The sequence below is a fragment of the Pseudoduganella sp. UC29_106 genome (genome assembly GCF_044055365.1).
Lineage (GTDB): Bacteria > Pseudomonadota > Gammaproteobacteria > Burkholderiales > Burkholderiaceae_D > Rugamonas.
Genome location: NZ_CP171977.1, coordinates 3,003,738 through 3,022,934, shown reverse-complemented (window position 1 = coordinate 3,022,934; position 19,197 = coordinate 3,003,738). Strand labels below are relative to the sequence as shown.

Genomic DNA, 19,197 nt, shown 5'->3' with positions numbered 1-19,197 from the left:
TCTTGTTCTCCTAGGCGGCTTGCTGGTCGCCTGCGACCTGGCCGAAGTCTTGCGGGAAGTGGTTGAGGGCGGACAGCACTGGATACGGCGTCATCCCGCCCATGGCGCACAGCGAACCATTGAGCATGGTGTCGCACAGGGAGCGCAGCAGGATCACCTGCTTGGGACGGTCCTCGTTGGCGGTGATCTTGTCGATCACTTCCACGCCGCGCGTGGAACCGATGCGGCATGGCGTGCATTTACCGCAGGATTCGATGGCGCAGAACTCCATCGCGTAGCGAGCCAGCTTCGCCATATCCGCCGAGTCATCGTGCACCACGATGCCGCCGTGGCCCAGCACCGCCCACAGCGAAGCGAAGGCTTCATAGTCCAGCGGCGTATCCCATTGCGACTCCGGCAGGTAAGCGCCCAACGGACCGCCCACCTGCACAGCCTTGATCGGACGGCCGGAAGCGCTGCCGCCGCCGTATTCGTACAGGATGTCGCGCAGCGTAACGCCGAAGGCCAGTTCGATCAGTCCTCCGTGTTTGATATTCCCCGCCAGTTGCACGGGCAAGGTGCCGCGTGAACGGCCCATGCCGTAGTCCTGGTAGTAGGCCGCTCCCTTGTCCAGGATCAGCGGCACAGCGGCCAGCGACAGCACATTGTTGATGACGGTCGGCTGGCCGAACAGGCCGGAAAGCGCCGGCAGCGGCGGCTTGGCACGCACCACGCCGCGCTTGCCCTCGATGCTCTCCAGCAGGGCCGTCTCCTCGCCGCAGATATAAGCGCCGGCGCCCTTGCGCACTTCCAGGTGGAAGGTGCGGCCGCTGCCCATCACGTCGACGCCCAGGTAGCCGTTCGCCTGCGCGATGCCGATGGCGCGGTTCAACTGATCGATGGCGTGCGGGTATTCGCTGCGCACATAGATGTAGCCGCGCGTGGCGCCCACCGCCAGGCCGGCAATCGTCATGCCCTCGATCAGCACGAAGGGATCGCTCTCCATCACGATGCGGTCGGCAAAGGTGCCGGAGTCGCCTTCGTCCGCGTTGCAGACGATGTACTTCTGCGCAGCCTGCGCCTTCAGCACCGTGTTCCACTTAATGCCAGTCGGGAAAGCCGCGCCACCCCGTCCGCGCAGGCCGGACGCCGTGACGGCAGCCACGATGGCGGCAGGCTCCATGCCCAGCGCGTTGCGCAAGCCTTTGTAGCCGTCCATCGCTTCGTAGTCGGCCAGAGACAGCGGGTCGGTGATACCGGCGCGCGCGAAGGTCAGGCGCTGCTGCTTCGCCAGATAGGGGATCTGCTCCACCAGACCCAGTGCCAGTGGGTGGCCGTCCTGACCCAGGTGGAAGCCGGCTTCGAACAGGCCGGGCACGTCCGCCACGTCTACCGGGCCGTAGCCCACGCGGCCGGAAGCGGTGGCCACTTCCACCAGCGGCTCCAGGTACAGCAGACCACGCGTGCCGTTGCGCACCAGTTCAATCTCCACGCCGCGTGCGCTCGCCTCGGCGACGATGGCGTCCGCCACCATGTCGGCGCCCAGCGCCAGTGCGGCGGAATCGCCCGGTACATAGATGCGGATGCTCATACGGCCTCCTTTGCGCGCGCCAGCAGCGCATCGAAACGTTGCGGGGTGACGCGTGCATGCAACTGACCGTCTATCATCACGGCGGGAGCCGTTGCGCACTGGCCCAGGCAATACACCGGTTCCAGCGTCACGTCGCCATGCGAACCGCAGCTGTGGCCTTCGCCGTGTGCGTGCAGCTTGCAGCCGGTGGCGCGTTCAGCGTGAGCCGCCAGCGCGTCGCCCCCCATGCTCTGGCAAGCTTCGGCACGGCAGATCTGCACCACGTGGCGGGCCGGCGCTTCTGTGCGGAAGTAGTGATAGAAAGTGATCACGCCGTGCACTTCAGCGCGCGACAGGTTGAAGGCCGCGGCAATGTCGGCTACGGCGTCGGCCGGGATATAACCGGCGGCGTCCTGGATCGCGTGCAGGGCCGGAAGGAGCTGGTCCTGCGTGCCGCCGCATTCGGCGAGGATGGATTCGGTGTGGCTGCATGCTGTCTCCGTATATGTTTTACTGAACATATCTTGTGCTTATAATGCTCGCTACAGATGCAGGCTAACACGGTAAAATTGGCAATTCAATATGAAAGAATTTGCATATGCTCAAAGTTGAAATCCAGCCCGACTGGGTACTGCGTCAACCCGATGGCGACGCCACGCCGCTGCCCGCGCTACTTGCGCTGCTGACGGCCGTGCGTGACCTGGGCAGCATCAGCCGGGCCGCGACGACCTGCGGCCTGTCCTACCGCCACGCGTGGGGCATGCTGCGCGACTTCGAAGCGCACTTCGGCGCGGAACTGGTGAGCAAGGTGCGGGGGCACGGCACGGCCCTGTCGCCGCTGGCGGAAAAGCTGATCTGGGCCGACAAGCGCATCCGCGCCCGCCTCTCGCCCATGTTGGACAGCCTGGCATCCGAACTGCAGCAGGAACTGGCCAGCGTTATGCCCGATCCCGCCCCCGCGCTGCGCCTCACAGCCTCGCACGGATTCGCGGTGGCAGCGTTGATCTCGCAAATCGAACAACATGGCACGGTGGTCGACCTGCAATACCGCAGCAGCACAGAAGCGCTGGCAGCGCTGGGCCGCGGCGAATGCCATCTGGCCGGCTTCCACCTTCCGGTGGGGCCATTCGAACGCGCCGCAGCATCCAAGTACCTTTCCTGGCTCGATCCGGAAAAGCACATGCTGATCCACCTGGCCTTCCGCACACAGGGCCTGTTCGCCGCCAAGGGCAATCCCAAGGACATCCGCACACTGGCCGACCTGGCGCGTGACGACGTGCGCTTCGTGAACCGCCAGCGCGGCTCCGGCACGCGCCTGCTGCTGGAACTCCTGCTCGCCGCCGAAGGCATCGGCCAGGACACGATCAACGGCTACGAAAGCGCCGAGTTCACGCACGCCGCCGTGGCCGCCTATGTGGCCAGCGGCATGGCCGACGCCAGCTTCGGCGTTGAAACCGCCGCCCGCCGCTTCGACCTGGACTTCGTGCCCGTGATCCGCGAACAGTACTTCTTCGCCTGCGCCCGCAACGCGCTCGCCTTGCCGGTGGTAGCCGCCACCCTGGCCGTTATGTCCAGCGATGCTTTCAAAGCCCAGCTATCCACCCTGCCCGGCTACGATGGTGCCCAGTGCGGCAGCATCGTGCAGGTGGCGTCGTTGTTGTAACAACGAGGACCGCCATCTCACGACGAATGGTGTGTGCTCGCGTCGCCGGAGCGCTCGAACCAGCTGACAGCATTGACGGCTGCCCGCCGACACGTGACCGCTGGTAGCTAGCGTTCCTTGCCGGCAAACGTGTTCGCCGTGCACGATACCGGATTCATGAGAAACGACGCCAACTCGGATATACAATCGGACTAGCGGCAGCGTCCGCGAACGCTTCGTGCTATGCTAATTTCCCAACAGATCCAAGGAGGTCATATGCCCGCATCCCATGACACCTACACTCGTCAGCAAGGCCAGAAACGGACCTATGAGGTCGAGTACACTCCCCTTCGATACAAGATTTCGCTGGACGGCAAAGTCCTGAAAGATATCGAACTCCCCCTGACCAGCGGCGTGCGCATCGGCCCCGATGCCGCCTGGGTTCATGCAGTGAAGGACATTGAGCTCTTGCGCGGTATGCCCGAAAGCTAATCCTTCAACACAGTCCTATGCCCAGCCTTCCGTTCACGGCGAGGCTGGGCAGTCATTACACAGCGGCGCCGCAATCACCACAGAAGCGGTCGTCCGGCTCCAGGCCGGCGCCGCATTGCTTGCAGCCTGGCAGTACGGCTGCCACCACCGCAGCCGCCGGGGCGGATGGCGCCGCTTCCGTCTTGAGGCTCAATTTCTCCACCAGTCCCAACGGGTCTTCGCCGCCCATCACCTGGCCTACCACGGCCAGATTGCGGGCGCGTTCCAGATCCTGCTGAGACGACGGTGCCACGATTGACGAACACGTTTCGCCAAAGCCCTTGAGCGACCGCGCCAGCTCTTCCGCAAACACCGGCAGGCCGCGCATGCCGACCATCTGTCGGAAGGAATCCTTGCCGAAGATGACGGTATCGATCTCCGACACCCACACGCGCATAGTCATCGATTCGATATTGATCACGTTTTTGCTGCTGTGCACTTGCGACGTCACCTGATTGCCCACATTCACACGCGCCGACTCGTAGCTGCCGCTGATGTCCACCCAGATCAGCTCCGAGACGAAATCAAACCGTCCCCACAGCACATGGGCGGAGTTCAGGCAGAACAAGCCCACGCCGAACTGGCTGACTGCGAACGCGATGATGCTGGCGACGGGCTCGCCGTCCAGAATGTGCTTGCTGGCCAGGAATGTGGCGCTGGCGCCGGCTACCACGCAGAGCAGACCCAGCGCGGTCAAGCAGGTCAGCCAGAAAAAGCGCGGACTGGCGAAGGCGTGGCCGAGGTTTTCCGCCACCCATGAGTTTGCGGACGCGGCTGCGTCTCCTCGAACATTTCGGCCGCGAACTGTCCCTGGGCTGCATCCACCTGCGGCGAGCGGCGGCTATAGCGGCGGTTCGGGATATTGCCGTGCCAGCGCCCCATCAGGATGCGATCCAGTTCCTCGATCAGCTTGTTGGGATGGGAGTTCATGGTGACGGTTTCCGTCACGCGCGCCGAGCCCACCGCGTCCGGCGCCGAGCGCAGCTGATTTTTCAGGGCCAGGCCAAACACCACGCAGCTGGCCAGCGCACACAGCAAGGCAATGAACACCACGCCATTGATGGACAGTTCGCCCAGCGAAGGCAAGCTCCCGGCCATCATGCCCAGCACCACTGGGCCCAGCACTGCCAGCAGGATCAGGCCAATCAGGCTGCCGGTGCTGACCTGGCGCTCGACGCTGCGGCCCGCACCGCCCGCTGCCATGGGCCGCATGATCTGCACCAACGCGAATACGCCATACGACAGGCCGATCCAGCCTGCCGCAGCGCTTTGGCCGAACGCCAGCCAACAGACCAGGAAGCTGACAACGGTGGCGGCCAGCACCATGAAGTTGTAGAACTGCGCCTCCGCCGACCGCCTTACCACCTGCGGCGCAAAGATTAGCGATGGCAGCAGTGAGTACAGCAAACCGTTCAGCGCCCCCTTCGGCTCCGGATAGGTAATCGCATTCTGGCGCAAGGTCTCCTTGTAAGCAGCAGCCTTCTGGCTGTCGCCGTCGGCTTCGTTGGCCACTAGCGGCGCGAGACTGTCCGGCCGGTTGCGGCCGAAGAAAAAGCGCAACTGGGTGAAGGCGCGCGCCAGGGAGCCGAAGCCGAGCAACATCAGGATCACCGCGAGACCGATCACCTTCAGCCCGGCCAGGTCCACTCCGTGGGCAATACGATCGCGCACCACGAACAGCATGCCGACGCCACCCACCGCCAACAAGCCGCCTGCCGCCAGCCAGGCCAGGTTTTCGACTTTGTAGGGGTTGGGAAATTCGAAGACCTTATTCTCAGGATTAAATTCGTAACTCATTTTCCTTCCTTGATTCGTTCCAACAGGAATACGCCAGCATCACTCAGCAGGTTGATATGATCGTCATCCTGTATCTGGAACACGTCGCTGGTGTTGCGCTCCACGTAATGCACGGTGACGCTGTCCCGCTTGACTTCATAACGCACTGCTTCGTTCGGGCGGCCCACGCTGGCCTGGTTCGCGTTGAAAACCAGGCGGGTGCCGGCCAGCCAAGGCGAATTTGTGATGCGCCATTGGCCAATCAACGGGTTACCCGTCCGGAACCAGCTTTGGACGCGCTGTCCCAGCGATTGCGCTGGCACCGCCGTCCGCCCTGCCGCAACGGCCCTGGCAAAACGAGGGGTATCACTGCTCATCACCCATTTACCGTCACGCAGCTCCAGTACGGCAAAATTCTCTTTTTCCAGGGGGAGGCTGCGCCCAAGCTGCCGGGCAAGTTCCCCCTTGAACCAGGGCTCCGGACGTTTCAGATCGTACTGAAATTGCGCCGCCATCGTGGAACCGGCCGCCCCTTGCTCGAAGCGCACATTCCGCACCTCGATTGCCGGCGCCACGCATAACTTGCCGTCCTTGATGACTCGGCTACCCGCGTCGGTGCGCTGGTAGCGATAAGATTGCATGGAGAAGAAGCCGCCGCTGGACTGCACCTCGGGAGGCGCATATAGGCCGGCCGCAACGAGTTCGTCCATGGTCGCACGCCGCCGGGATTCAAAGCCCCTGACCGCGACTGGATCTTTTTCCAGATCCAGGTCGGCGACACAACGCAGCCTGGCCTCCGCAGCGGGATTTGTCTCGTAGTATTTGCCGATCGCCTTCGCGAAAACTTCCGGCGAAGCCGCCTCGTCGGCCGTCAGGTAGGCCAGCCCGCCCACCACCCCGAACACCGCCAGCACGCCGCCAGCGGCAAGAAAAGCCAGTTTGCCGGCCCGGCGCGCGGCCGTTGGCGCCGGTGCGGCTGCCGCCGCGGCAGCGGGCCTTAGGGGCACGCCGCACTCGCCGCAAAAGCAAGCGTCGGCATCCACCGCAGTGCCACATTTGGCGCAGAATCGTGCCATGAATTTCCTTAAGCGTGCTTAGCGCCACACTCGCCGCAGAACACATCATCCGCCGCCATAGGCGCCTTGCAGACGGTGCACGAGCGCTGTTCCGCCGCGGCTTCGGGACGCTGGGCTGCAGCCTTGGCCTGCTGCATTTGTGCATTGGCGCGCTCCTTGGCTTCTCGCGCGACGCGCCTGGCTTCTTCCATGCGCGTCTGGATTTGCTCTTCCGCCTCACCGAAGTTCAGGCCTTCCACGGTCTGCAGGTACACCAGGCAAGTGCCATTGATGTAAGTCAGGGCAGGAATGATGGCGCCGATCATCACCAGAACGCCGGTGGAGAAAATGAAAGCGCCGGCGTAGGACTGCGACTCGCCGCCATGAAAGCCACCGCCGCTCCCAAGACCGGACATCATCATTCCGGTCAACGATTGCGACAGTCCGCCAATTGAATCAATTCCAACTGCCGACGAAAGCCCGGCCGTGGTCAGATAGCCCGAGGAGAGCACCACATACACCACGCCGGCCAGCACCAGCACCAGCAAGCTGAGGATGACCAGGTTGATGATGACGCTCACCAGGCGCTGGCGCACGATCACCAACAGGCGAGCCGTGGTTTGCCACACGGTGTTGCCCTCCCATACTGCCGGCGCCGCCAGCGGCAAGGCCACGTACAGCAAGCCAGCAATAGTGGCGCCGATCAGCACCGTCAATACCGGCGAGGCCACGGCATACAGCAGGCTGCCGACGCCCGGCAGCTTGCAGCAGAGCAGGATCAGCACGGCGAACAGGCTGACGCCCAGCACGCACAGGAACATCATCGCGGCCACACCCAGCAAGCGGTGGACGGTGAAAATGGCCTGGATAAAAGCATCCGGGATGCCGATGGGCTGCTGCTGGGCCTGGCGCATCAGCAGGATTCCGACAGCCGAGTAGCCGGTCAGCACCACAACAAAGGTGAACAGCACGCCGAGCGCACCCAGGATCATGCTCGCCTTGGCCAGCGCTCCAGTCAGAAACACACTCAGCAGGATCGCCATGCCGGCCAGCCCGGTGGCCGCCAGTGCGCGCCAGTTGGTCACGGCCTCGGCTGCACGCAGCAAGCCATAGCTTGGCGTTACGCCATATGAGTTTGTATTCATTAAAATCCTCGATCAGCGAGCGGCCAGGGCCAGGTTGGAAGGAGCCTCAATGCCCGCAACCTGCACGCTGCTTTCGCGCACGGTGGCTGGCTTGCCGTTCAGGAAGAGCTGCGTCCTGAACTTGTACACGCCTTGCGGCGCGCCTTCTGGCAGGCGCAGGGTGAAGGCATTCTCGAACTCGCCGCTGCCCGCCGCATCATTGACTTTCTTCTCGCCGCGCTTGAACTCTTCACCGCTCGGCGCGTAGACCACGAGTTGCTCCTTCACTTCGGTGACCGGTTCGTTGACACCCGACACGGCGCGAATGGTCGACTGAACGCGGATCGCGTCGCCGGCCTTCGCTACGCCATTCGGGCTGACCGAAGTGTTGTAGCCATCGATCTTTGCGTTTTGCGGCAACTGGTTGCGGTTGCTGCTGCGGTACTGCTGGTCGACCACGTCCGACGATTTCGTCTGGCGCGATGCGATTTCCACCACGGCGCAAGCGGCCAGGCCGACCAGTGCGCCCTTCACTGCGGCATTCTTGCCGCCGACGAAAGCGCCGAGAAGCGCACCGCCGACGCCGAAACCGGCGCAGCGCAATGCCGGGTTATTGTCGGCGCTTCCGGAATTACCATGCCCGCCCGGTGCTGCGCATCCGGTCACCAGCATGGAAGCGATGCTGACGACAAGAAGGGATTGTTTAATGCTGATCATGTTGCTTCCTTTCGTTATTCAAGAGTGCTACCCGAGCGCAGCGCTTCCATTTGCCGCGCTTTCGCCTTGCTGATCATGGCGTGCGCTGCGCTGCTGCGTGGATCGAGTTCCAGGGCGGTTTCGGCCGTGGCAATGGCTTTGTCGTACTGCTTGCTGTCCACGTAGCCGTTCGCCTTCGCGATCAATGCGGAGACTTTGCGGGCCATCGTTTCGTTGAGGTCTGACGCGGACTGAGCGCTGAACGGGACCGGCTGCGCCGATGCTGGCGCTGTCGTTGCAGTTGCGGTCCGCGCGGCCGTGCGGGATGTTTCAGCGCCTCGGGCTTGCGTTTGAGACTTCGCCGGAGTCGTTGGCTTTTCCGGGGCGGTGGCCGCTTTCAATGGTTCCGGATTTGCGGGCTGAACCGGCGCGGGTTGCGCTGTACTGGCATCGGCTGGCATGGCAGTTGGCGCCACCGGAGCGGCAGGTGCGGCAGTCACGGGGGCGGCGGCAGTTTCCACATTCGGCACAGGCGTTGCCGCAGGGCCTTGTGGTGTCGAGCCAGGCTCAGAAGGAGCGGCCGCCGCCTGCGCGCTGGCTGACGCCTGCGGCTCGCCTGCCGCGGAAGCTGGTGCGGTACTCCGCTTGTAGGCATAGAACCCGCCGCCGGCAATAAGCACCGCGGCACATAACACCCCAGCGATTTTCGGCAGCGGCGATGCCGCGGGCGTTTCGACAGCTCCGCCCATGCGAGCGGCGTCCGCAGGCATTGGAGCTGCAGCAGCGGCTGGCGCCGTGTGAACTGATGCAGGCGCGGTGTGAGCTGCGGCAGGCGCCGTGTGAGCTGCGGCGGGCGCCGTGTGAGCTGCGGCAGGCGTGTGAGCTGCGGCAGGCACAGCAGGCGCAATGCCAGGCTGCGCGGTAGCCTGAACCGCTTTTCCAACCGGCTCAGTCGACTCTGACGTCGCCACGGAAGCTGCCGGCATTGCTGCGGCAGCCACCGCGGTCCCGCACTGCTTGCAGAACTTCGCCGCAGGCGGAAGCGGCGCCGCGCAGCCCGCGCATGTCAACTTGTCCGCAGCGGAGACCGGGGCAGTCTTTTCACCGCAGGACTTGCAAAACTTGGCACCGGGCTTATTGAGATTGCCACATTTAACGCAACTGCTCATGACTCTCCTTGCAAGTAAAAATATCCAGAAAATAACATTAGTGTACAACAGGAAATTACTTTCCGGAATTACAAATGATATTTTTTAATTCTTTTTATGCAAATACTGTCAAACAAGCAGGCGTAATGTCAGTATTGAGTAGGATCGTCCAACTGCTTTGATTTAGGGCAAAGCTGAAGTGCTGAGGTGATTGGCACGAGAACCGGTAGGGTCACGTCACTGAGCTGCTCGAATTTATGCTCGTTAAACCGCAGAGGCTGGCGCATTCGGGCGGTCATGCTACGCGAAGCCATCCAAACTTAGAACCACGTGCGTCAGCAACATGCGCTGAAAAACAAAACGCCCGATGAGGTACATCGGGCGTCTCTTGTCTTCAATTGATATACGAACAAGGAATAGAGCGGCTATTCGTCAACGTATTTTAGGACTTGCCACTGGTAGAAAAGGACAAGTTTTTATTGCGCTAATTACTGAACATCCAGCAGCTCAACATCAAAGATCAGATTTGCGTTCGGCGGAATCGGGCCGATACCGTTAGCGCCGTAGCCCATCTCCGCCGGAACAATAATCGTGCGCTTTCCGCCCACCTTCATGCCCTGCACGCCCTCGTCCCAACCCTTGATTACCTGGCCGCCATCGACCTTGAAACTGAACGGCGAACGCCCCACAGACGAATCAAACTTCGCGCCATGCTGCGACTCAGCCTTTGGCGCATACAGCCAACCCGTGTAATTGACAACGGCGGTAGAGCCAGCAGTAGCCTCCTTGCCGGTGCCGACCGCGGTATCAATCTTTTGAAGGGAAATCGCCGGAGCCGCCTCTGACGAAGTTGGTGCCGGCGGCTCAGCGCGCTTGCAAGCGGACATGGCAAAGGCCATCGTCAGGGCAAGGGCGGAATAGGAAAGCAGCTTTTTCAAATGAATATCTCGCATGAGTGAGTGACAGCGTACATAACAAAAAAGGCCTGTGAGATAACCTCACAAGCCTTTAATTTCACTGGAATTCTGGTGGGAAGTGCAAGTTTCGAACTTGCGACCCCTGCAGTGTGAATGCCACATTTTATTACTTCAGGATACTCGTGTAAACTAATCCTCATAGGAGAACTGTGTGCGAAAGTTTCTGGAAGTACATCAGATTTCGCGCCGCTTTTCCGTACTTTTTCCGTACTGGGGAGTCCGCATGGCTACCAAGATCGACACGGTTTCATCACGGGACGGGCTTACGCCTCGGCGCGAGCCTTACTGGTCAAAGCGCTCAGACGGCCAATTTATCGGTTTTCGGCGCATGACGCCGGATTCGCCGGGGACGTGGTTGGCCCGGTACCGGCTGAAGTCGGGTGGTCAGTCGACGCACAGCCTTGGCGCCCTGGATGAGTTTCCGGCCCATGAGCGCTATTCGCGCGCTGTAGCGTTGGCGGACAAGTGGTTTCAGCATCTCAGCAATGGCGGAGCAACGACCGTTAGTACGGTGATGGAAGCCTGCACAGCTTACGCCGAACACATCCGCGAACAAAAGAGCGATGCTCCGGCGGAAGAACTCTTAGGGCGTTACCGGCGATGGGTGGCGTCTGATCCGATTGCAGACATCGAGCTGGCGAAACTAGATCGCCAGGACGTAAAAGCATACCGGCAGCGCCTTGTGAAGGCCCCGAAGAAATCCAAGCAAGAAGAACCAGAGCAGCGCTCGCGAGACACGGTGAATCGCGACATGGCCGCAGTTCGCGCCGCCCTCAACCATGCGCTCAAGGACGGTATTGTCACGACGGATTTTGCCTGGCGCGAGCCGTTGAAGGCCTTCAAGAACGTCACAAAGCGCCGGACGCTGTATCTGGATATCGAGCAGCGCCGTGCCTTCGTGAAGGCTGCTCCAGCGGATCTGGCGCTGTTCCTACGCTGCCTATCCGCCCTGCCCTTGCGCCCTGGCGCGTTGGCCGCGCTGCTCACGCGCGACTTCGATCCCCGCATCGGCGAGCTCAAGGTTGGCAAAGACAAATCCGGCGCAGACCGCCGGATCATCCTCCCACCTCAGGTTGCCAACGTCTTGCAGGAGGCGACAAAGGACAAACTGCCGACCGCCCCTCTACTTACTCGCGCAGACGGCAAGGCGTGGGACAAAGACTCGTGGAAAGACCCCGTCAAAGAGGCCGCTCGCGCCGCCGGCCTGCCGGATGCGGTGACTGCCTACACATTGCGCCACGCTGCCATCACAGACCTGGTGATCGGCGGGCTTGACCTGCTCACGGTGGCGCAAATCAGCGGTACCAGCGTCGCGATGATCGAGAAGCACTACGGGCATCTGCGCGCCGATATCGCGGCATCAGCCTTGGCTAAGCTGGTTGTCTGAGGGCGGACGCATGACAAATCGAGTCAGTGGTTTTGTATTGCAAGACGGCCAGCGGGTCTTTTCGCTGGACCCCGCCAATATCGCCTGGCGGATTCGCGACGATTGGCTTCCCTTGACCAGGGACGGGCATAACATTTTTGAGCATCCATTTCTGCCCTACATTGAGAGCGAGGCGGTATCGCGTTTGCACAAAGAACACAAATCTACGGCGGCGCCCCCTCCGAGCCCACGAGATGACTTAGAGGGATGGCGGTTGTGGTGGGTAGCCGTAGCGGCAGCCTATGTGTCAGAGTCCTGCGCTGGACTCTCGCCCATTGCAGCAGCCGCTGCAAGAATTCTGGTCGGTGCTGGTGAGTTGCGCGCGGCGCTAGTGAAGCAAGACGCACCTGTCTCCGCCCTGTTGGCCATGCAGATCATCTGCGAAGCAATTGCGGCCGGCTATGCGCTCACCGTGGAACTGGAGGCTAAAGAGGTGGCCGAGGAACCACGCAAGGCCGCATACGCGAACGGCGCCGGGAAGCACACAGATGACTACACCGAATTACAGCGGCAGATAATTCCTTTCGCCCAAAAGCGATTTTCACAAAGCCCTACGCCGCGCATTGGCGAGGTGGTGAGTGAGATCTTTAAACAAATAAACAGACCAGAGATCACGGATAAGATTGTCTGGTGGGTACCTCCATCTACTCGAATGATCCGTAAGTGGCTAAATGATGCCACTAAGAAAGGGAAATTGCATATTCCAGAGGCTGCACGGAAGCGCGGTCGCTCCAAGTCTAAGAAGGATTAAATATACGTCCGCTGCGGGCGTATATTTTAATATCCCAAAAGCAACATTAAAGTGTTCCTCAGTACGCAGCGGGCGCTGTGTATATCACTAAACCTGAGGAACCAATGAGCAAACCAGTTAGCACCATCGCCGAGTTCTGTTCAGACCACGGCATCTCCAAATGCTTCTTCCATAAAATCGTCAACCAGGGTAACGGCCCGCGCCTAATGAAGATCGGGCGCCGGACTTTTATCAGCGCCGAGGCGGCCGCCGCGTGGCGCGCAAGCCTTGAGGAACAAACCGCTGGCGCTGGTAAGCGAGGTGCGAAATGAGCCGCCTCTCTGCCCCAAAGAGCCAGCGCCATTTGCTAATTATCGAAATGCTTTGGCCGGCACCTCAATCCACTATGGCCCTGCAGATTGGTGTTGGCTCAACACATGCGCCAAGTGACATCAAGTGCCTTCGGCGCCGTAGTCTGGAAATACCGTGCCGCATGGTCCGTGTGCGCAATCGTTACGGTGATGAAGTACTAGCCGGCGAATATTCACTGACCGCGGCGGACCGCAAAATCGTTCGCGCCTGGCGCAAAGCGAAATGAGGCCAGCGCGTGGGACACGATCCGGCAGCGAAGAAAGGCAAGGGCGGAAGGCTACACGGACACTTTGTCGCCATCCCCCGGCAAGTATTGAAGTCGCATGCCTATCGACGACTGTCGCTCGCCGCAAAGTGCCTCCTTTGGGACATCGTCATTCAATTCACCGGCCACAACAACGGCGACCTGCGAGCTTCAGTGAACTACTTGGCAGAACTCGGATGGAATTCACGCGACGTGACACAGAGAGCAAAGAAAGAGCTTGTGGACGCTGGGCTTTTGTTCCTGACTGCACAAGGCCACAAACCAAAGAAGGCGAGCCAATACGCTGCGACATGGTTGCCGTTGGATCGTTGCGATGGATTTGATCCAGGCACTGAAAAGGCTTTCCGACTTAATGAGTATCTATTGGTCGGTCCGCCGGTTGATGTCCGTAAGACGGTCATCAAGGCGACGTCCGTGTGACGGACATCAAACGCCCCTACTGTTCCGTGTGGCGGACATCAACAAGTGCCCATAGTACCGTCAGACGGAACAGTAGAGGGTTTTTTCGGCAATTCCCGATGTCCGCCACACGGTAACCCTGTATATGCGCCATCTACGCGTGAAGGTTTAGAGCAGTAGAAGGCAACGATGTTGAGAGCCCTGAAACAGTGGCCTCGGCAAGATTCGATAGTCCCGAATCAGGACACCTGTCCCGAAACAGGACAAGGCCCAAATCGGGACAGCCTGAAAGCATTCGCGAAGGGTTTCGAAAGGGTTCCGCTAAGCCTTCGGGTAAGGCTTCCGCAAAGGCTTTCGCTGTCCTGCGGTTGTCCCTGGGGACAGCATCGGGACAGTTCGCGGACAGATTGTGGACATCGAAGCCCCTTCGAAGCCCCTTGCAAGGGTGGCTAACGCTCAGCGCGTTACCCAGTCGTTACCTGTACGGATCTTGTACAAGGTGTACAGGAAACGTACACGCATCTGCTACGGAATCTGTAGATGCGCTGCGCAAGGCCATAAATTCTGGTGGCGCAATTTTGCGCTCCAGGCCGGGCGCTGCTGTGAGCTGCAACGCACCTGTAACGGCACCTGCAACAGCGGACTGCAACACCACGAACGCACTCGAACGCAAGTGAACGCGGGAAGCATTCGGGAAGCGATCGAGAACATTCGCGATCAATCGCGAGCACGCGAGAGTGACGCGTCACCACGCGTCGAAAGGACACGATGAACTTACTACACGACATTTTCAATCGGTGCACCGGGCCAGTACGCAAAGAGTTTGACGTACTTGATCGAGAAGACCGAGTGCTGGCGCTGGGCGAATGGGCGCACGCTGTAAATCATGACCTTCCGCGCGATAAGGCGTTTGAGAAGTTCCTAGCCTTCGCCATAGGCTCCTGGCTCTCGTCAAAGGAAAAGACCAGCTTATGTCGCGACCACCTGAAGGTTTCAGCGATTGCGGGGAGTACGCAATGCGAGCAAAGGGTTTGGCAGCGCTTGAATTCCCTCTCCTCGCGAGGACAGAAAAATATTGAAGGGTCGACGACAATTGAATCGTCAGCCAACCATGAGGACAAGCAGCAATGAGCAAAGTTCAACGCAACGTCACGGCAAAATTCATCCGAACCATGTATGCCGCTAAGGGTGCGGTGGAAACTGCGGCACATTACGCGATGGCTCAAAACTGGGCCGAAGCATCCTTGATCGCCGCCGACTGCAAATCCATCGCTACGGCAATGAGTACCGCAGACTATGCCGTCACTGCAACAGCCGCAGACTTTAGCGCTGCAGTGCGTGCACGCACCGTTGTCGGTCGACTGACTGCCGCTCGCAAGGTTCCGCCCCTCGTTCGAATCCTTAACAATCAGGGCAAGTCGTCGGCTGCTTTTGTGGGACAGGGTCAACCTATTCGAGTCAGCAAGCTCGAACTCACCGGCGGTGTCCTGGCCGAATTGAAGGTGTCTGGCATCGGCGTATTTGGCAACGAGTTGCTTGAATCGAGTTCACCGGCTGCAGATTCCATTCTGTCCGATGACCTGGCGGCGGCATGCGCCGAAGCGATGGATAAGGCATTTTTGGATCCGGCAAACGCGGGCGTGGCAAACGAAAGACCGGCGGCCGTTACACACGGCGCTCCGTCCTTCGCCTCGACCGGCGCCACCTTCGCTCAGATTGACGCAGACTTGACGAACATGATGCAGATGGTTGTGTCGGCCGGCTCCGACATGCTCAACTCAGTGTGGATACTCCGCCCCGAAACTGCGATTGCACTCAGCACGCTGCGCGATCCTAATGGCGGCTTAGCCTATCCGCAGGTCACCGTACTCGGCGGCATCTTAAAGGGCCTGCCCGTTATCGTGAGCGCCAACTTGCCTGAGCCTGGCAGTCCTGCTCTCGCGCATATCGTCCTGCTGGACCAATCACAGGTCGCAATCGTCGACGAAGGTGCAGCCCAAGTGGAAGTCTTTCGACAAGGCTCCCTGGAAATGCTGGACAACCCAACCAACAACAGCGTCACTGGCGCCGCGGCGAACATGGTCAGCCTTTTCCAAGTCAGTTGCGCCGCCTTCCGCGGCACGCTGTGGACGAACTGGCAGTTGCGTCGCCCATTCATCGCCCTACTGACCGGCGTGAGCTACTGAGGAGGACACTATGAGTCCAGAAGATCAAAAATTCGTCGCGGATGTCGTTTTTGGATGTTGTAAGGGGGTGATGGAACAGGTCCATAAGCTTGCGATCAAGCGTACCGAGGCCCTGGAAGTGCGCGTGGCCGAGTTGGAGAAACGACTCCACTCTCTAGATGGTCAGAAGGCCCATCTCGGCAATCCACGACATACGTATATGACGAAAGATATGTGAGTTCCCTACGCCGGGGGGAGGTAGTACCTGCCGAGACGCCGGCAGCGCCCGTGGGGGTTTGGATTGGCTCCGCGACGGGCACCTATTCAAGGAGTACAAATGCTGGAACTCGAAGACATGCTTGTTCTCACGCCGAAGCGCGCAACGGAGCGGCTTTATCAGATCCATCCCGAAGCGGTAGCGCTGGTGATTTTATATCGTGCTGGCGCTGACGCTCTCGCAGTCAATTTCCTGACGATGGAACGCATTGTCGAATTCATCGAGGAGATGAAACCGCAGAGCGTCCGGATTGAATCTCACATCAACGAAGACTGTACACCGTACATCGCCGCACTAAGCGACTACGCGCCCCACACGAAGCACTAAGGATTCAGCATGAGGCTCGATATCAACTCATACGTCGTGATCGCCATAGCCGGGCCCATACAATTCTTCCTGAGTCGGTTCTGGCGCGTGAATTGTTGCGGCCGCTTCGCATGCCCGCAAGATCACAGCAATCCTGTCGGCGATATCTCTTGCGCCAGCTTCCCATCGTTCAGCTATTTCCGGCGGCAATGGCCTCGCAGTCCAATAATCAATGTTTCCTTCATTTCGTCTGACTACTACCTTGAAGTCATCAAGCATGCCTATTACATAGGCGAGTTGGGCGGCGTAGTTTCCACCAAGCCCGGCGAGCGCTACAAGGTCAGCGTGATCGACAATGAGCGGAGGGGATTCAAGAAATGGTTTTGCCTCCGCGTATGGGTTCAAATATGGCGTGCCCGACTCATGAAAGGCGAACCTGGCAGCAAAGGATTGGACGTGCGCGCGAGCCATTCCAAGTTTATGGACCAGGCGCGCTGCAACGATGTTGGCTTGCGTAAGTTCGATCTTGCGCCGCGTCCGCTCCTGCTGACCAGCAATCCAGAGCGCAACACCCGCTGCAGCAATAGTGCCCACAGCTCCAAACCAAGTCGCCCAATCACCGGCTCCATGAGGCGGTGCCTTTTGCGCGGTAGCGCGTGCTGCCAGCAACTGGTGAGTGACCAAGAGTATCGCAAGCACAAAGACAGCAATAACAGCCCATTTGAGATATTTGGATTTCATGCCAATCCTTGCCAAAAGGAAAGCATATCATGAGGCCGAGTCGTTATCTAAAGCGCCTAAATCAACACACACTGAAAGGATGAGACTGGAGTGCGTAGATACGAAATCGATCCACAAGGCGGCGCAATTTTGCGCTCCGAGCGTGTTGTCATAAAGCCGCGCCACTACTGCATGGCACCTAAATACCGCACTCTGTTTATGTTGAAGGGGTTCTGATATGGCAGCACCAACTATCGATGGAAGCGTCGGCGACCAAAGGAGCACAGCAAGTTCGGGCACCGTCACCCTAACGACGACGCAGACGAACGACATTATCATCATCGTTGCCTATTGCGAGAACCCCGGCTCTGCAGCGCCCACCGTGACATCCGTCACAGGCGGCGGCCTGACGTTTGCCTTGCGCTGCCGGTCCAACGGTTCATCGCACGGTAACCTGGAGGTGTGGTGGGCCCTGGCACCTTCGGCGCTATCGTCGGTGACATTCACCGTCAACTACACAGGAACGTTTGACGATGCGACGTTCCTTGCTTACGGTGTTCACGGTTGCAACACAGCCGCACCATGGGACAGCAACGCCGGGCTGCCACAGAAGCAGTCGTACAACGGCGCGGCAACTCCAAGCTTCACGCTTAATACGTCGCAATCGGATGATCTGATTCTGTTCTCAAATGGTGTACTGGCTTCATCTTCAGCCATTCCGGCAGATCCATCCGGGTTCACGAATATTACGTCCAAGAGTAACGGCGGAGGCGCTGCTGCTGCCAGCTCTCGATCGTCCTGTAAAGGCGTGACGTCTGTTCAATCAGGCGTTACCGTCGCGGCCTCGGCAGCGGGCAGCGGCAACAACGGTGGCGAGTGCATTCTGGACGTATTGACGGCGAACAGTGCCGTTATTCCGCAGCGTCGTCCGCAAGTCTTCACGATGTGTTAGCCAATGAAGCTGACCACACTCAAGCCGCGGCTAATAACTCTTGGGACCAGCCGCATTGCATCCATACCCAGCACGCCGGCAACGCCCAGGCTCCGCGGCCGCGCTGGTGTCGAGCGCAACGAGCGCTGGAAGCGAGATCATCCACTGTGCGTGATATGCGAGGCCTCGGGCATAACCGCAGTGGTCGAAGAGGTCGACCACATCATCCCGCTCTGGAAAGGCGGCGCCGATGATGAAACAAACCTCCAGTCGCTTTGCAAACCGTGTCACGCCACGAAGACCGCGGCCGAGGCCAGCGAGCGCGCCGGACGAGATACAGACCCGGGGGGGGTAGTCGGAAATCCCAGATCGAAGCATCTTGGACACCGCACTCTGCCCCACGCGCAGAAAAATTTGCCTTTTTGAGGGGGGGTATCTTGCAGAAGAAGAAAGCGATTAGCATCCCGAAGCCATTGAAAGACAACCCTGTCGCGAAAGCGAAGTATCGCGAACTGCTGGCGCTGAAGGTTTGGCAAGATGCCGTAGTTATTCTCGGCGTAGATCACGCCGTGGACTACTGCCTTTGCTACGCGCGCCAGGTCAACGCGGATGCAATGCTCCGGGCCGAAGGTGAAGTGGTAACCGCTCCGTCTGGATATCAGATGCCTTCACCCTGGCTGACCATCAGGAACCGCGCTGCAGCAGACATGACGCGGTTGACGAAACTCACCACCAGCGCAGTAACAGATATTGGCAAGAAGGCCGCGGCCGCGATCGCGACAGAAAAGGCGCTAACCGGCGGTCGATTCGCTCGGCACCGGTCTCCGCCACCAAAGCTAGTTCATTCCAAGTGAAAGGGAAATCATGGCAACGAAGCTGAAAGTAGTCCCGCCACCACCAGAATTGACGCCGCTCGAGTTCTTGATGCGGTTCGTGAACGACCCGGACCCGACCATGAGCGAGGCGCGCATTCAGGCTGCTATCGCCCTGCTGCCGTACATGCACAAGGCCATAACGCCGCTTTGCTCGCATGTGCCGGAAGATGATGATTAGCACCGTGTCGCCGGGCAGTGCGCCGACAAGAGCCGCGTCACGATGCGATCAGTGA

Annotated in this window: 24 protein-coding genes and 1 pseudogene; 14 read left to right on the top strand and 11 right to left on the bottom strand. The window is 59.9% G+C overall.

The window, feature by feature from the left end; all coding sequences use genetic code 11:
* Positions 1 to 10: 10 nt before the first annotated feature.
* Entirely contained in the window at positions 11 to 1,570 is a 1,560-nt protein-coding gene (locus tag ACHMW6_RS15580) for a formate dehydrogenase beta subunit (RefSeq protein WP_395407979.1), read from the bottom strand.
* On the bottom strand, positions 1,567 to 2,070 hold the full coding sequence (locus ACHMW6_RS15575; protein ID WP_395407978.1) for a formate dehydrogenase subunit gamma: 504 nt from the start codon (positions 2,068 to 2,070) through the stop codon (positions 1,567 to 1,569). Before ACHMW6_RS15575 ends, ACHMW6_RS15580 begins: the two co-directional genes overlap by 4 nt.
* Positions 2,071 to 2,147: 77 nt before the next feature.
* Between ACHMW6_RS15575 and ACHMW6_RS15570 the strand changes: the two genes are divergently transcribed.
* Both ACHMW6_RS15570 and ACHMW6_RS15565 read left to right on the top strand, forming a co-directional pair.
* Positions 2,148 to 3,212, top strand: a complete 1,065-nt coding sequence (locus ACHMW6_RS15570; RefSeq protein ID WP_395407977.1) for a substrate-binding domain-containing protein — start codon at positions 2,148 to 2,150, stop codon at positions 3,210 to 3,212.
* A gap of 255 nt (positions 3,213 to 3,467) precedes the next feature.
* Positions 3,468 to 3,683 carry a hypothetical protein gene (locus tag ACHMW6_RS15565; protein WP_395407976.1) on the top strand — a complete coding sequence of 72 codons (216 nt, stop codon included), beginning with the start codon at positions 3,468 to 3,470 and terminating at the stop codon, positions 3,681 to 3,683.
* 55 nt (positions 3,684 to 3,738) lie between these two features.
* Here ACHMW6_RS15565 and ACHMW6_RS15560 read toward each other — a convergent pair whose 3' ends face one another.
* From ACHMW6_RS15560 to ACHMW6_RS15525, 8 genes and pseudogenes are all read right to left on the bottom strand, one after another.
* On the bottom strand, positions 3,739 to 4,419 hold the full coding sequence (locus ACHMW6_RS15560) for a zinc ribbon domain-containing protein (RefSeq protein ID WP_395407975.1): 681 nt from the start codon (positions 4,417 to 4,419) through the stop codon (positions 3,739 to 3,741).
* A gap of 5 nt (positions 4,420 to 4,424) precedes the next feature.
* On the bottom strand, positions 4,425 to 5,519 hold the full coding sequence (locus ACHMW6_RS15555) for a hypothetical protein (protein ID WP_395407974.1): 1,095 nt from the start codon (positions 5,517 to 5,519) through the stop codon (positions 4,425 to 4,427).
* The gene (locus tag ACHMW6_RS15550; RefSeq protein ID WP_395407973.1) at positions 5,516 to 6,574 is read right to left on the bottom strand and encodes a zinc ribbon domain-containing protein; all 1,059 of its coding nucleotides are present in this window, start codon (positions 6,572 to 6,574) and stop codon (positions 5,516 to 5,518) included. Before ACHMW6_RS15550 ends, ACHMW6_RS15555 begins: the two co-directional genes overlap by 4 nt.
* Positions 6,575 to 6,582: 8 nt before the next feature.
* Complete coding sequence (locus ACHMW6_RS15545; protein ID WP_395407972.1) at positions 6,583 to 7,698, bottom strand: hypothetical protein; 1,116 nt, start codon at positions 7,696 to 7,698, stop codon at positions 6,583 to 6,585.
* A gap of 12 nt (positions 7,699 to 7,710) precedes the next feature.
* On the bottom strand, positions 7,711 to 8,394 hold the full coding sequence (locus tag ACHMW6_RS15540) for a hypothetical protein (RefSeq protein ID WP_395407971.1): 684 nt from the start codon (positions 8,392 to 8,394) through the stop codon (positions 7,711 to 7,713).
* Positions 8,395 to 8,408: 14 nt separating this feature from the next.
* Positions 8,409 to 8,600: a hypothetical protein gene (locus ACHMW6_RS15535; protein ID WP_395408817.1), complete on the bottom strand. Its 192-nt coding sequence runs from the start codon at positions 8,598 to 8,600 to the stop codon at positions 8,409 to 8,411.
* Positions 8,601 to 9,392: 792 nt separating this feature from the next.
* Positions 9,393 to 9,542: pseudogene (locus ACHMW6_RS15530) on the bottom strand (zinc ribbon domain-containing protein); the annotation flags it as partial.
* A gap of 467 nt (positions 9,543 to 10,009) precedes the next feature.
* On the bottom strand, positions 10,010 to 10,459 hold the full coding sequence (locus ACHMW6_RS15525) for an FKBP-type peptidyl-prolyl cis-trans isomerase (RefSeq protein WP_395407970.1): 450 nt from the start codon (positions 10,457 to 10,459) through the stop codon (positions 10,010 to 10,012).
* A 190-nt stretch (positions 10,460 to 10,649) separates the two neighbouring features.
* Between ACHMW6_RS15525 and ACHMW6_RS15520 the strand changes: the two genes are divergently transcribed.
* From ACHMW6_RS15520 to ACHMW6_RS15485, 8 genes are all read left to right on the top strand, one after another.
* On the top strand, positions 10,650 to 11,885 hold the full coding sequence (locus tag ACHMW6_RS15520) for a tyrosine-type recombinase/integrase (RefSeq protein ID WP_395407968.1): 1,236 nt from the start codon (positions 10,650 to 10,652) through the stop codon (positions 11,883 to 11,885).
* Positions 11,886 to 11,895: 10 nt separating this feature from the next.
* Positions 11,896 to 12,675, top strand: a complete 780-nt coding sequence (locus tag ACHMW6_RS15515; RefSeq protein WP_395407967.1) for a hypothetical protein — start codon at positions 11,896 to 11,898, stop codon at positions 12,673 to 12,675.
* A gap of 104 nt (positions 12,676 to 12,779) precedes the next feature.
* Positions 12,780 to 12,986, top strand: a complete 207-nt coding sequence (locus tag ACHMW6_RS15510; protein ID WP_395407966.1) for a hypothetical protein — start codon at positions 12,780 to 12,782, stop codon at positions 12,984 to 12,986.
* 275 nt (positions 12,987 to 13,261) lie between these two features.
* Positions 13,262 to 13,711, top strand: coding sequence for a hypothetical protein (locus ACHMW6_RS15505; RefSeq protein ID WP_395407965.1), 450 nt, complete (start codon positions 13,262 to 13,264; stop codon positions 13,709 to 13,711).
* 828 nt (positions 13,712 to 14,539) lie between these two features.
* Positions 14,540 to 14,821 carry a hypothetical protein gene (locus tag ACHMW6_RS15500; protein WP_395407964.1) on the top strand — a complete coding sequence of 94 codons (282 nt, stop codon included), beginning with the start codon at positions 14,540 to 14,542 and terminating at the stop codon, positions 14,819 to 14,821.
* Entirely contained in the window at positions 14,818 to 15,876 is a 1,059-nt protein-coding gene (locus ACHMW6_RS15495) for a phage major capsid protein (RefSeq protein ID WP_395407963.1), read from the top strand. Before ACHMW6_RS15500 ends, ACHMW6_RS15495 begins: the two co-directional genes overlap by 4 nt.
* 10 nt (positions 15,877 to 15,886) lie before the next feature.
* On the top strand, positions 15,887 to 16,093 hold the full coding sequence (locus tag ACHMW6_RS15490; protein WP_395407962.1) for a hypothetical protein: 207 nt from the start codon (positions 15,887 to 15,889) through the stop codon (positions 16,091 to 16,093).
* A gap of 99 nt (positions 16,094 to 16,192) precedes the next feature.
* Positions 16,193 to 16,459: a hypothetical protein gene (locus tag ACHMW6_RS15485; protein WP_395407961.1), complete on the top strand. Its 267-nt coding sequence runs from the start codon at positions 16,193 to 16,195 to the stop codon at positions 16,457 to 16,459.
* Between the two features lie 27 nt (positions 16,460 to 16,486).
* On the opposite strand, the gene ACHMW6_RS15480 is transcribed toward ACHMW6_RS15485, so the two are convergent.
* On the bottom strand, positions 16,487 to 17,179 hold the full coding sequence (locus ACHMW6_RS15480) for a hypothetical protein (protein WP_395407960.1): 693 nt from the start codon (positions 17,177 to 17,179) through the stop codon (positions 16,487 to 16,489).
* A 217-nt stretch (positions 17,180 to 17,396) separates the two neighbouring features.
* Between ACHMW6_RS15480 and ACHMW6_RS15475 the strand changes: the two genes are divergently transcribed.
* From ACHMW6_RS15475 to ACHMW6_RS15460, 4 genes are read left to right on the top strand one after another with little or no spacing between them, the layout of a single operon-like run.
* Entirely contained in the window at positions 17,397 to 18,110 is a 714-nt protein-coding gene (locus ACHMW6_RS15475) for a hypothetical protein (protein WP_395407959.1), read from the top strand.
* A 3-nt stretch (positions 18,111 to 18,113) separates the two neighbouring features.
* Positions 18,114 to 18,515, top strand: coding sequence for an HNH endonuclease (locus ACHMW6_RS15470; protein WP_395407957.1), 402 nt, complete (start codon positions 18,114 to 18,116; stop codon positions 18,513 to 18,515).
* 11 nt (positions 18,516 to 18,526) lie between these two features.
* On the top strand, positions 18,527 to 18,943 hold the full coding sequence (locus ACHMW6_RS15465; protein WP_395407956.1) for a P27 family phage terminase small subunit: 417 nt from the start codon (positions 18,527 to 18,529) through the stop codon (positions 18,941 to 18,943).
* Positions 18,944 to 18,953: 10 nt separating this feature from the next.
* Positions 18,954 to 19,142 (top strand): hypothetical protein, encoded by a 189-nt coding sequence (locus ACHMW6_RS15460; RefSeq protein WP_395407955.1) that lies wholly within the window; start codon positions 18,954 to 18,956, stop codon positions 19,140 to 19,142.
* Positions 19,143 to 19,197: the final 55 nt, after the last annotated feature.